This window comes from Kitasatospora sp. NPDC088160 (assembly GCF_044741445.1).
Classification (GTDB): domain Bacteria; phylum Actinomycetota; class Actinomycetes; order Streptomycetales; family Streptomycetaceae; genus Kitasatospora.
On the sequence record NZ_JBIUSS010000012.1, the window covers coordinates 123,626 to 135,700 of the forward strand.

The window sequence follows — 12,075 nt, forward strand, 5'->3', positions numbered from 1 at the left end:
CCATGAAGACCCTCCACTGGAAGCGCCCCAAGGCCTGCGCAGACGGCAACTCCTGCCCCGAGGTGGCCATAGGTCCCGATGTCGTATACATCCGCAGCACTCTTCTACCCGACGCCATCGCCCAACTCACCCCCACCGAATGGCGCGACCTCGTCTCCGCCATCCGCTCCGGAGAGCTTGACCTGTAGCGCGCCGAACAGAGGCGATCCGCACGATGAAAGACCTGATCTGGAAACGCCCCACGGCTCGTGGAGACGGCAACAACTGTCCCGAGGTGGCCGTTACCTCCGATGCCATCTATGTCCGCAGCAACCTCCGGCCCGACGCCATCGCCCAACTCACCACCGACGAATGGCCCAACCTCCTCTCCGCCATCCGCGCCGGCAATTTCGACCGGCAGGCCCGAACCTAGGAAGGCCAGCACAATGAAGGATCTGACCTGGCAGCGTCCTGAGTCTTGCGGCGACGCCGCGAGCTGCCCGGAGGTGGCCGTCACCTCCGACGCCGTCTATGTCCGCAGCAGCCTCCGGCCCGACGCGATCGCCCAACTCGATGTCACCGAATGGCGCGACCTCGTCTCCGCCATCCGCGCCGGCGAGTTCGACGTCTGACCCACCGCATCGGGCGGGCCGTTCGACGAACGGCCCGCCCTCCGCACACCCGGTCCTGGCCGTCCCCTTGAGACTCTTTCGCCCCTGCTGACCCAGCCGTCCGATAACCCCATATTCACAAGACGGCCTGATCCTGCCGCTCCCCAACCACCCCCGAACCGACGCCGGTTTGCCGCCGACGAGGGCCGGGGTAGTGCCGAGGAGTTCGCACTCCCACGGACTCCAAGTCCGTTGCGGGCACTGATGCTTAGACATTGCGAAGGGATCGATATCCATGAACAGGACCCTCCGGAACGCCCTCGTGGCAGTCGCCGCCGCCGGCGCCCTCGGCGCCGCCGCTGCCGCTCCCGCCATGGCCGCAGACACCGCGCCGGCCCAGCCGACGGCCCGGGTGCAGGCCCAGCTCAGCAACCCGAAGACGGTCAAGGCCGACGACTTCAACAAGGCCCGCGACATCCTGATCAAGGCGGGCAGCAAGACGGCCGAGAAGACCCACCCGTCCCACGGTGTCAAGGACGTCCCCGTCTCCTACGGCACGAGCCTGCTCGCCGAGGCCCGCGACGAGTTCCGCGCGGCGGACAAGAACCTGCCCGAGAAGGACAAGCAGTCCGGCATGTCGCACGCCCACTACAAGGCCGTCCACGACGCGGCCAAGAAGATGGGCATCGACACCTGGTAACCCGGCCCGGGCCCTCGCACGGCCTCCCCGCCGCGCGAGGGCCTGCCGCCCCCCAGCTCTACCGCCCCCCAGCTCTACCGGCCTCCCGGTCTCCCGGCCTACCGGGGCGTCAGACCCTGCCTGATCGGCCGGCCGTCCGGGTCGAGGGTGAACACCGCGGTCTCGGTCCCCTTCACCCCGGTCACAGCGATCCGGTCCGGCCCGGACCAGTCGATCCTGCCGAACTCGCCGCCACGGATGTCCCATTCGCCCAGTTCCCAGTGGCGGGCGGACCAACCGCTGCCGGTCAACAGCTCGACCCGGTAGATCGGGTCGATCGAGAAGGCGACGTCGGTCACGGTCAGCACGCGGTCCGGGTGCTCCGGGTGGCTCTTCCGGCTGACGGGCTGCCCGTCGCGGTCGAGCAGCAACGACAGGAGCACGGCCACCCCAGCGAGGAAGACGAGCGACACCAGGGCGGCCGCGCAGCCGACCTGCGACCACCAGGTGCGGAACTCGAACTGGATCACCAGCGAGACCACGGCCAGCACGACGGTGGCGCCGAGCAGCGGCAGCGGATGGTTGAGCCAGCGCTCGACCTCCACCAGCCCGCCTGAGAACGAGGCCTGATAGCCCGGCAGATAGACCAGGAACGCCGCCAGCGCCACACCTCTGAGCCACCACACGATCCGCTTGCGACGTGCCGCCGTCATGCGCCCCTCCCCAGGGTGAGCCTTTGCCCGGACTTTACTACCGGATGTCCGGCGGTTGGGGCTCCGATCGGCTCCGGCCCAGGCCCTGGGCGTCCACCACCACCGGCCGCGACTCGGTACCGGCCAAGACTCAGGACCGGCCACGACGCCGGGAGGCCCGGGCGGACATCGCTGTCCTCCCGGGCCTCCCGCTACCGGCCGCACCCCCGTCACCGCCGGTAGAAGACGCTCCTCGACCAGAAGTAGCCGATCAGCGTCAGCCCGGTGCACCACGCCAGCGCGCTCCAGGCGCTGTTGCCGATCGGGGTGCCCATCAGCAGCCCCCGCAGGGTCTCGATGATCGGCGTGAACGGCTGGTACTCGGCGAACCACCGCAGGGCGGTCGGCATCGAGTCGGGCGGGACGATCGCGCTGCCGATGAAGGGCAGGAACTGTATCGGCATCGGCAGGTTGCTGGCGCTCTCCACCGTCTTGGCGACCAACCCGATGCCCGCCGATATCCAGGTCAGCGCGACAGTGACGAACAGCAGCAGTCCGACGGCCGCCAGCCATTCCACCAGCCCGGCGTTGGGCCGGAAGCCCATCGCGAGCGCCGCGCCGACCACCAGGACCAGGCCGAGCATGGTCTGTATCACGCTGCCGACCACGTGCCCGGCCAGGAAGGCCGAGCGTGAGATCGCCATCGTGCGGAAGCGGTTGACGATGCCTTCCGTCATGTCGACGCAGACCCCGATCGCCGTGACCAGCGACCCCGAGGCGGCCGCCATCAGCAGGATTCCGGGCGTCACGTAGTCGATGTAGCTGCCGCCGCCGATGCCCGCGCCGAGCGCGCCGCCGTAGGCGTAGTTGAACAGCAGCAGCATCATCACCGGCATGATCACGACCGCGAAGGTCAGCGACGGGTACCTCAGCGCGTGCTTGAGGTTGCGCCGCAGCATGGTCAGCGAGTCACTGACCGCGTAGCTCACCGAAGCGCTCATCGGGCGCCCTCCCCGGTCAGAGTGAGGAACACGTCGTCCAGATCGGCCGTCTCCACGACCAGCGACTCGGCCTGGACCGAGGCGTTGTCGAGCGCGTCCAGCACCGCCTTCACGGTGACCACGGAGTTGTCCCCCGGGATGTCCAGCCGCAGCGCCTCGGTGTCGACCGCCGCGTAGTCGAACAGCCCGGCGGCAGCCCCCAGTTGGGCGGCGTCCGCGAACTGGAGCCGGATCCGCCCGCCGGGGACGATCCGCTTCAGCTCGTCCGCCGTGCCCTCGGCGACGATCCGCCCACCGTCCAGGACGGCGATCCGATCGGCGAGTTCGTCGGCCTCCTCCAGGTACTGGGTGGTGAGAAAGATCGTCACCCCGTGGTCGGCGACCAGCCCCCGGATGATCTCCCACATCGTCCGCCGGCTGCGCGGGTCCAGCCCGGTGGTCGGCTCGTCGAGGAAGATCACCCGCGGATCGCCGACCAGCGTCATCGCCAGGTCGAGCTTGCGCCGCATACCGCCGGAGAAGGTGACGACCGGCTTGCGCGCCGCCTCCGTGAGGTCGAACCGCCGCAGCAGATCCTCGGCCCGCCTCCGCCCCTCCCGACGGGGGAGGTGGTTGAGGTCCGCCATCAGCAGCAGGTTCTCCTCGGCGGTGAGCAGGTTGTCCACCGCCGAGAACTGGCCGGTGACACCGATCGCCGCCCGCACCCCGGAGGCCTGCTCGACCACGTCGTGCCCGGCCACCCGGGCCACCCCGCCGTCGGCCGGGACCAGGGTGGAGAGGATCTGCACGGTGGTGGTCTTGCCGGCGCCGTTCGGCCCGAGCAGAGCGAACACGCTGCCCGCCGGGATCTCCAGGTCGATGCCTTTCAGCACGGCCTTGTCGCCGTAGGACTTGGTCAGTCCGACTGCCGAGATCGCCGCCATCACGCCCTCCGGATCACGACGTCGCCGAGCTGGGTGCGGCCGCGGACCTCGACGGTCTCCCGGGCGTCGCCCGGGCCCTGCGCCGCGCCGAGGGCGTTGCGCACGGTGCCGACCTTGCTGTGCACGTCGAGCCAGGCCGCCGTGCCCTCCGCGATGCCGACCTCCAAGTCCCCCAGGGAGGTCTGCATGGTGACCTGGCCGCGCACCACCCGGCCGATCCGGATCGGGCCGTGCGCCGTCTTGGCGTCCACCCCGGCGTGGGCGGTGCCGACCTCGATCCGGCCGAAGGAGGAGCTGGCCTTGAGCGCCCCGTGGACCTCGCGGACCTCCGTGTCGCCGTTGCTGTTCTTGACCGTCAGCGCGCCCCCGACCGTGCCGACCGCGACCCGGCCGAGCCCGGAGACCTCCGCGTCCCCGTCGACCGAGTCGACCCGGACCTCCCCGTGGTCGGTCTTGAGCCGCGCGCTCGCGGCCTGCTCGACCTGGATCCGGCCGAGCGAGGTCTTCAGCCGGCAGTCGCCGAGCGGGCCCTCGGCGACGAAGGTGGCCATCGGGGCGTCGGCGTTGATCTCCGAGCCCGCCGGCAGCTCGATCAGGATGTCGATCGAGCCGATCCGGCCGAACGGCGAGCGCTTCTTCGGGCCCTTGAGGGTGAACCGGCCGCCGGCGTAGTCGACCTGGGTCTGCTGGGCGGCCTTGACGTCCGCCTCCTCGGCGGGGTTGGCGGGCTTGACCTCGACCACGGTGTCGGTGCGCTTGCTCGCGCTGATCCGCACCGAGCCGATCTCGAATTCGAGGGTGGCGGAGATCGGTCCGTCGGTCTCGTACGTAGGCATGGCTGTCCCGTCCTCTTGACTCTGATGGGTGTTCCCGCTGGTCGGAGCGGGGGTGACGTCGTTGCGGATGGAGCGCGGATGGAGCGGATGGAGCGGGTCTAGCAGGCGGAGCGGGTCGAGCGGGCGGAACGGATGGAGCGGGTAGAGCGGGCGGAAGCGTCAGTGGACCCAGCCGGTGAAGCCCTGGCCGCCGCGGCGCGGGCGGACCGCGGGCTGGGGGGCCGGTGCGGCGGCCGGGCGGGCGGCCGGCTCGCCGGCCTCCAGCGCGCCGGCGACGGCCCGGACCAGCCAGGCGTTGAGGGAGAGGCCCTCCTGCCCGGCGGCCTCCTCAGCCCGGGCCTTGAGGTGGGCGGGCAGGCGCAGGTTGATCCGGGCCGTGCCCGTCTCGTCCGACTCCGGCACCACGGGCGGCGCCACTGGCGCCACCGACGCCACCATCGGCGCCATCGGTGGCACCACGGGCGGCGCATCGCCGTGGAAGGTGTCGGCGCCGGGCGGTACGGTGACGACGAACTCGGGATCGAGCCCGCGCAGCCGCACGTCCACCGAGCCGGGGGCGAGCTCGCGGGTCACTTCGCCCATCGCGGCCGAGAGCGCGTTGAGCAGGGTGAGCCGCACGGCCGAATCCAGCGGCAGCGTCAGCCGCTCGGCCAGCGCACGGGCTTCGTCCCCGCCCGTGCCCGCGGCCACCGCGAGCTCGTTCCGAAGGTTTTCGACGTACGGCGTGAGGTCCATGGCTTCAGCATGGCACAGCAGTGGTGCCATGTCGAGCCATTAGTGGCGCCACTTTGGCACCACCTCCGGGCGGGAACAGAGAACCGCCCCGCCGGCAGGTGCCGGCGGGGCGGTTCACGGGGCTCACGGGGCGTCCACCAGGGCGGACGCCGGGAATCAGGCCTTCCAGCCCGCCAGGTACGCGTCGATCTCGCCGGCCAGCCGCGCCTTGCCCGCCACGTCCAGGAAGGACGCCTCGACCGCGTTGCGCGCCAGCGCCGCCACCCCGGACTCGTCCAGGCCCAGCAGCCGCGCCGCGACGGCGTACTCGGTGTTGAGGTCGGTGCCGAACATCGGCGGGTCGTCGCTGTTGATCGTGACCAGCAGCCCGGCGTCCACCATCCGCTTGATCGGGTGCTCCTCGATCCGCTCCACCGCCCGGGTGGCGATGTTGGAGGTCGGGCAGACCTCCAGCGGGATCCGGTGCTCACCCAGGTGGTCCAGCAGCGCCGGGTCCTTCACCGACTGCGTGCCGTGCCCGATGCGCTCGGCGCCGAGCACCCGGATCGCGTCCCAGACCGTCTCCGGCCCGGTGGTCTCGCCCGCGTGCGGGACGCTGCGCAGGCCGGCCGCCCGCGCCCGGTCGAAGTAGGGCTTGAACTGCGGGCGCGGCACACCGATCTCCGGGCCGCCGAGGCCGAAGCTGACCAGGCCCTCGGGGGCCAGGTCGACGGCGAGTCGGGCGGTCTCCTCGGCGGCCTCCAGACCGGCCTCGCCGGGGATGTCGAAGCACCAGCGCAGTACGACCCCGAGCTCCTTCTCGGCGCGCAGCCGGGCGTCCTCGATCGCCTCCATGAAGGCGACGTCCGGGATGCCCCGCTTGACCGAGGAGTACGGGGTGATGGTCAGTTCGGCGTACCGGATGTTCTGGCGCGCCATGTCCTCGGCCACGCCGTAGGTGAGCGCGCGGACGTCCTCGGCGTCGCGGATCAGGTCCACGACGCTCAGGTAGACGTCGATGAAGTGCGCGAAGTCGGTGAAGGTGAAGTACTCGGCGAGCGCCGCCGGGTCGACCGGCACCTTCGACCGGCCGCGGTGGCGGGCCGCCAGCTCGGCGACGACGCGCGGCGAGGCCGAACCCACGTGGTGGACGTGCAGCTCCGCCTTGGGCATCCCGGCGATGAACGCCTCGATGCCCCCCTGGCCACTGGGGTTTCCGATCCGACTTCCGTCCGGCTGGACCACGGTGGTTCCCTACTTCCTCTACGCGCGTACCGACAGGTGCTGGCAAGGATAGGCCGCCCCGGGGTCAGCCTCCGAGGGCGGTCGCGACGGTGTGGATGAGCAGCCCGGCCATGGCGCCGACCACGGTGCCGTTGATCCGGATGAACTGCAGGTCGCGGCCCACGTTGGCCTCGATCTTGCGGGAGGCGTCGTCGGCGTCCCAGCCCGCCACCGTCTCGGAGATCAGCGAGGTGATCTCGGCGCGGTAGGTGTCGACCAGGTACTGGGCGGCGTCCTGGAGCCAGCCGTCCACCTTGGCCTGGAGCTTGGCGTCGGTGGCCAGGCGTGCACCGAAGCTGCCCACGCCCTCGCGGATGCGCCGGCGCAGTTCGCTGTCCTCGTCTCCGGCCGCGTTCACCACCAGGGTGCGGACGGCCGCCCAGGTGGAGGCGATCAGGTCCTGCACCTCGGGCCGGGCCAGCAGTTCCACCTTGGCCCGCTCCACCCGGGCGATGGTCTCCGGGTCGGTCTGCAGTTCGGTCGCGAAGTCGGCGAGGAAGTTGTCGATGGCACCGCGGGCCGGGTGGTCCGGGTCGTCCCGGATGTCGGTGACGAACCGCATCAGCTCCTTGTAGACCCGCTCGCCGACCTGGTGGTCGAGGAACTTGGGCGTCCAGCCCGGGGTCTTCTGGGTGACCCGCTGGACCACCTCCTCGTGGTTGGCGGTCAGCCAGCCGTGCGCCCGGACGGCCACCAGGTCGACCACGCCGTGGTGCCCGCCGTCCGCGACCACCTTGCCCAGCATCCGGCCCATCGGCTCGGCCACCGAGGTGGCCGCCGCACGCCTGGTCACCGCCTCGGCGACGACCGCCTGCACGTCGTCGTCCCGGAGCACCGCGAGCACCCCGCGCAGCGCCGCCGAGGCCTCCTTGGTGACCCGCTCGGCGCTGCCCGGCGCGGCCAGCCACTCCCCCAGCCGCCGGGCGATGCCCAGCGCCGCGAGGCGCCCGCGCACCACGTGGCCGGAGAGGAAGTTGTCGCCGACGAAGTCGCCGAGCGAGCGCCCGAAGGCGTCCTTCTTGGTCGGGATGATCGCGGTGTGCGGGATCGGCAGGCCGAACGGGCGGCGGAACAGCGCCGTCACCGCGAACCAGTCGGCCAGCGCGCCGACCATGCCCGCCTCGGCGGCCGCCGCCACGTACCCGGCCCAGGCGCCGGCGCCGGCCGCCTTGGCCCAGGTGGCGAGGGCGAAGACCAGGCTCGCGAAGGCCAGCAGGCCGGTCGCGATGGTCTTCATCCGGCGGACGCCATGTCTCTTCTGCTCGTCGGCGGCGGTGAACCGGACCCCGGGGCCCGTACCGCTGAAGGCTTCGTCACTCACCCCGCCAGTCTGCCCGCTGCCCGGCGCGGGCGAGGGCGCGCCCCGCGATCACGCGCCTGGTTGCGCGCCCGGGCACGCCTCGCGCGCAGCTGGGCGCACGCCCCGTACCCGCCCCCTCACACCGTGTGCGGTCCACCGTGCCCGCCGACGCGGCGCCCCGCACGCCCGTCAGAGCCTGAAACCGCACCCCCTCGGGCTCCGCCCAGCACGATCACGCCCCGCCCAGCACGATCCGCCGCACCCCCTCGACCGCCCACGCCGCCGGATCCGTGCACCGCCTCCCGTCCAGCAGCACCCGCACCCCCGGCAGGTCCTCCGGTGCCAGCTCCCGGTACTCCGGGTGGTCCGCCTGGAGCACCGCCGCCACCACCGGCTCCCCGTCGTACGGGGGCAGCCCGAGCGCCGCCAGTTCCCCGCCCCGGTACAGCGGATCGCTGACGTACGGCCGCGCCCCCGCCGCCCGAACCGCCTCGACCAGCGGGAACACCCCGGAGTACGCCGTCTCCTTGACCCCGCCCCGGTACGCCGCCCCGAGCACCAGCACGCCCTGCCCGGCGATCCCGCCCGCCAACGCGCCGTCCAGCACCCCGACCGCGTACCCGGGCATCTCCAGGTTGGCCTCCCGGGCGGCCCGCACGACCGTCGCGCCCGGGTCGTTCCACAGGTACAGCCGCGGGTACACCGGGATGCAGTGCCCGCCGACCGCGATGCCGGGCCGGTGCAGGTGGCTGTACGGCTGCGAGTTGCACGCGTCGGCGATCTCCGCGAAGTCCACCCCGACCCGGTCGGCGTACCGGGCGAACTGGTTGGCCAGCGCGATGTTGACGTCCCGGTAGGTGGTCTCGGCGAGCTTGGCGAACTCCGCCGCCTCCACCGAGGCCAGCTCCCAGACGCCGTTGGGCCGGGGCAGGTCGGGACGCGGGTCGAAGTCCAGCGCGGCCCGGTAGAACTCGGCGCCGCGCCGGGTCGAGGCCGCGTCCACGCCGCCGACCAGCTTGGGGTAGCGCCGCAGGTCGGCGAAGACCCGCCCGGTGCGGACCCGCTCCGGGCTGAACACCAGCGCGAAGTCCGCCCCGGCGGCCAGCCCGGAGCCGGCCGCCAGCCGGGGCGCCCAGCGGCCCCGGGTGACGCCGACCGGCAGGGTGGTCTCGTAGCTGACCAGGGTGCCACGGCGCAGCCCGGCGGCGACGGCGTCGGTGGCCGCGTCGAGCAGGCCGAAGTCCGGGGTGCCGTCGGCGGCGGTGACCAGCGGGACGACCAGCACCACGGCCTCGGCGGCGGCGACGGCGGCCGTGGTGTCGGTGGTGGCCCGCAGCCGCCCCTCGGCGACCACCTGCTTCAGGGCCTCGTCCAAACCCGCCTCCCGGGGGAACGGCGGCACGCCCTGGTTGACGCTGCGGACGACCCCGGGAGCGATGTCCGCCCCCGTCACCCGGTGACCCTTCAGCGCGAACTGCACGGCCAGCGGCAGGCCCAGCTTGCCCAGCCCGACCACGCACACGTCCATCGTCCGGCTCATCCCCGCACCCCGTTCATCCCCGCACCCCGTTCATCCCCGCACCCCGTTCATCCTCGTGTCCCCTTTCCTCCGGGGCCCCCAGCCTCCGGCGGCCCCGGCCTCCGGGGCCCCCGCTCACCCCCGGCCCCCGTTCACCGTGTTGGCGAGCCGGCGCCACACCGGGTAGCGCCGCAGCCCGCGCCGCAGCTGGGCCGGCACGGCGCCGCGCCACAGCTGCTGGGCCAGGTTGAGCGGCGGGACCTCCGGTGGCAGCCGCACCGGCTCCTCGCCCAGCAGGAACAGCTCGTCCGGCAGCCCCAGCCGGGCGTCCCGGAACGCCGGGTAGCCCGCGTAGTGCCGCCGCCCGTCGACGACCACCGGCGGGTCGCCGTGCGCGGCCTCGTACCGGATCAGGTCCCGCAGCGCCTCCGGCCGGACGGCGGCGGCGAGTTCGAGCCGCAGCCGCTCGGCGACGGGCAGCCGCGGGTAGACCGCGCGGGCGTCGAAGCGCTCGATCAGCCGGCCGACCTCGGCGCAGACCTGCTCCTGGACGGCGTCGTCGAGCAGCAGGAAGTCGTCCTGGAGCAGCCGCGGCACGTCCCAGGCGAAGCTGCGGGCCCGGATCGCGTCCAACTCCCCTCCGGGCGCGGCCAGATCGGCGGCGACCTGCTGCAACGCCGCGATCCCGCGCAGCCGGTCCAGCACCCCGGCCCGCTGGGTGACGTTGCCCAAGTCCTCGCGCAGCACCAGGAAGTAGCAGTCGTAGTCGGCGAGGACGGACACCCGGGCCGCCCGCAGGCAGGCCTCCAGGGTGAACGGCTGGTCCGAGAAGACCTTCAGCTCCTCGTCGCGGCGCAGCCCGTGGCGCCGGACGAGGTCCATCCGGAACAGCTTGGTGTCGGACAGCGCCCAGGCCAGCGCCGAGTCGGTGAAACCGACGGACTCGGCGTTGGCGTGGAAGATCCCCTGCGGCACCAGCCGCCCGTTCACCCCGACCTGCTTGGGCACCAGCACGTCCGAACCCCAGGCGTCGGCCGCCGTGACCAGCCGCTCCAGCGCCTCGGCGCCGAGCCAGTCGTCCGCGCCGAGGAACAGCACGTAGCGGCCGCGGGCCAGCGCCAGGCCCCGGTTCGTGGGGGCCGCCGGGCCGCCCGAGTTGGGCTGGTGCACCACCCGGAACAGCCCGGGGTGGCGGGCGGCGTAGTCGTCCAGGACGGCCTCGCCGCCGTCCGTGGAGCCGTCGTCGACGACCACCACCTCCAGCCGCCCGGGCGCCAGGGTCTGCCCGACCAGCGAGTCCAGGCAGGCGGTGAGGTAGGGCATGGTGTTGTAGACCGCGACCACCACGGTCACATCGGGTCCGGTCATCGAGAAGCGCTGCCCTCCGGTGTGCTGTTCGCCGAGCGATGCAACGTCAACTCGGCTGCCCGCCGGGGAGTCACGTGCCCTCCCCGGACGGGTGACAGCGCCCGAACGGACGTTTCAGGGCGTCCAAGGCGTCCAAGGCGTCCAGGCCGTCCCGGCCGTCCAGGAGGCTCAGCCGATCGCCGCCTCCGTGTACATCCGCGCGATCACGTCCTCGATCGCCGGCTCGCGCACCGACAGGTCCACCAGCGGATAGCGCGCGGCCACCGCCGCCACGATCGGCGCGGCGCTCTGCTGCGCCGGGAAGGCCAGCCACTGCCGGGGCCCCTCGACCTTCACCACCCGGGCCCCGTCCACCTCGATCTCGGGCCTGGCCTCGGCCAGGTCGACCACCAGGGTGCGCTCGCTGCGCCCGGTGGCGTGCAGGCCGTCCAGCCCGCCGTCGTAGACGACCCGGCCGTGGTCGATCACCATCACCCGGCCGCAGAGCTGCTCGATGTCGGTCAGGTCGTGCGTGGTGAGCAGCACGGTGGTGCCCCGGTCCCGGTTCACCTCGCGCAGGAACTCGCGCACCTTCCCCTTGCTGACCACGTCCAGGCCGATGGTCGGCTCGTCCAGGTAGAGCACCTGCGGGTCGTGCAGCAGTGCCGCCGCGAGGTCGCCGCGCATCCGCTGGCCGAGCGAGAGCTGGCGGACGGGGGTGTCCAGCAGTCCTTCCAGGTCGAGCAGTTCGACGCAGCGGGCGAGGTTCTCGCGATATCGGCGGTCGGGGATGCGGTAGATCCGGCGGGCGAGTTCGAAGGAGTCGCGGAGCGGGAGGTCCCACCAGAGCGTGGTGCGCTGGCCGAAGACGACGCCGATCCGGCGGGCCAGCGCGACGCGTTCGCGGGCCGGGTCCGCTCCGGCGACGCGCAGCCGCCCGCCGCTGGGCACGAGGATGCCGGTGAGCATCTTGATGGTGGTCGACTTGCCGGCGCCGTTGGGGCCGATGTAGCCGACGCACTCGCCGGCCTCGACGGTGAAGCTCAGCCCGTCCACCGCGCGCACCTCGCGCCTGACCCGGCTGAAGCGGCCGGTGCGGACCCGCACGGTGAAGGTGCGGCGGACGTCCTCGAGTTCGATCAGTGCCATGGGGGTTCCTTGCGTAGGAGGGGGGTTCGGCTGCCGGTGCC

The 12,075-nt window shown here is 72.6% G+C and carries 14 protein-coding genes; 4 read left to right on the plus strand and 10 right to left on the minus strand.

What is annotated here, in order from left to right; all coding sequences use genetic code 11:
- Window positions 1–2 precede the first annotated feature (2 nt).
- The 4 genes from ACIOGZ_RS20365 to ACIOGZ_RS20380 all read left to right on the plus strand — a co-directional run bounded on the left by ACIOGZ_RS20365 (window position 3) and on the right by ACIOGZ_RS20380 (window position 1,290).
- A complete protein-coding gene (locus tag ACIOGZ_RS20365) occupies window positions 3–188 on the plus strand; it encodes a DUF397 domain-containing protein (protein ID WP_400986647.1) in 186 nt (61 codons plus the stop codon).
- Window positions 189–214: 26 nt separating this feature from the next.
- Window positions 215–412 carry a hypothetical protein gene (locus tag ACIOGZ_RS20370; protein ID WP_400986649.1) on the plus strand — a complete coding sequence of 66 codons (198 nt, stop codon included), beginning with the start codon at window positions 215–217 and terminating at the stop codon, window positions 410–412.
- Window positions 413–425: 13 nt separating this feature from the next.
- The gene (locus ACIOGZ_RS20375; RefSeq protein WP_400986651.1) at window positions 426–611 is read left to right on the plus strand and encodes a DUF397 domain-containing protein; all 186 of its coding nucleotides are present in this window, start codon (window positions 426–428) and stop codon (window positions 609–611) included.
- Window positions 612–885: 274 nt separating this feature from the next.
- A complete protein-coding gene (locus tag ACIOGZ_RS20380) occupies window positions 886–1,290 on the plus strand; it encodes a hypothetical protein (RefSeq protein ID WP_400986653.1) in 405 nt (134 codons plus the stop codon).
- A 98-nt stretch (window positions 1,291–1,388) separates the two neighbouring features.
- Here ACIOGZ_RS20380 and ACIOGZ_RS20385 read toward each other — a convergent pair whose 3' ends face one another.
- From ACIOGZ_RS20385 to ACIOGZ_RS20430, 10 genes are all read right to left on the minus strand, one after another.
- On the minus strand, window positions 1,389–1,982 hold the full coding sequence (locus ACIOGZ_RS20385; RefSeq protein WP_400986655.1) for a hypothetical protein: 594 nt from the start codon (window positions 1,980–1,982) through the stop codon (window positions 1,389–1,391).
- Window positions 1,983–2,191: 209 nt separating this feature from the next.
- Window positions 2,192–2,962, minus strand: coding sequence for an ABC transporter permease (locus ACIOGZ_RS20390; RefSeq protein WP_063349237.1), 771 nt, complete (start codon window positions 2,960–2,962; stop codon window positions 2,192–2,194).
- Entirely contained in the window at window positions 2,959–3,885 is a 927-nt protein-coding gene (locus ACIOGZ_RS20395; RefSeq protein ID WP_400986657.1) for an ATP-binding cassette domain-containing protein, read from the minus strand. The genes ACIOGZ_RS20390 and ACIOGZ_RS20395 overlap by 4 nt, the downstream gene beginning before the upstream one ends.
- The gene (locus ACIOGZ_RS20400) at window positions 3,885–4,721 is read right to left on the minus strand and encodes a DUF4097 family beta strand repeat-containing protein (protein WP_350881231.1); all 837 of its coding nucleotides are present in this window, start codon (window positions 4,719–4,721) and stop codon (window positions 3,885–3,887) included. The genes ACIOGZ_RS20395 and ACIOGZ_RS20400 overlap by 1 nt, the downstream gene beginning before the upstream one ends.
- A 159-nt stretch (window positions 4,722–4,880) precedes the next feature.
- Window positions 4,881–5,456, minus strand: coding sequence for a YlcI/YnfO family protein (locus tag ACIOGZ_RS20405; protein WP_400986658.1), 576 nt, complete (start codon window positions 5,454–5,456; stop codon window positions 4,881–4,883).
- A 156-nt stretch (window positions 5,457–5,612) separates the two neighbouring features.
- Window positions 5,613–6,629, minus strand: coding sequence for an adenosine deaminase (locus tag ACIOGZ_RS20410; protein WP_363620169.1), 1,017 nt, complete (start codon window positions 6,627–6,629; stop codon window positions 5,613–5,615).
- A gap of 115 nt (window positions 6,630–6,744) precedes the next feature.
- Window positions 6,745–8,040 carry a DUF445 domain-containing protein gene (locus tag ACIOGZ_RS20415; RefSeq protein ID WP_363620046.1) on the minus strand — a complete coding sequence of 432 codons (1,296 nt, stop codon included), beginning with the start codon at window positions 8,038–8,040 and terminating at the stop codon, window positions 6,745–6,747.
- 211 nt (window positions 8,041–8,251) lie between these two features.
- Entirely contained in the window at window positions 8,252–9,547 is a 1,296-nt protein-coding gene (locus ACIOGZ_RS20420; RefSeq protein WP_363583767.1) for a nucleotide sugar dehydrogenase, read from the minus strand.
- Window positions 9,548–9,673: 126 nt separating this feature from the next.
- On the minus strand, window positions 9,674–10,906 hold the full coding sequence (locus tag ACIOGZ_RS20425; protein ID WP_363583728.1) for a glycosyltransferase: 1,233 nt from the start codon (window positions 10,904–10,906) through the stop codon (window positions 9,674–9,676).
- A gap of 168 nt (window positions 10,907–11,074) precedes the next feature.
- Window positions 11,075–12,034, minus strand: coding sequence for an ATP-binding cassette domain-containing protein (locus tag ACIOGZ_RS20430; RefSeq protein WP_363583730.1), 960 nt, complete (start codon window positions 12,032–12,034; stop codon window positions 11,075–11,077).
- Window positions 12,035–12,075 lie beyond the last annotated feature (41 nt).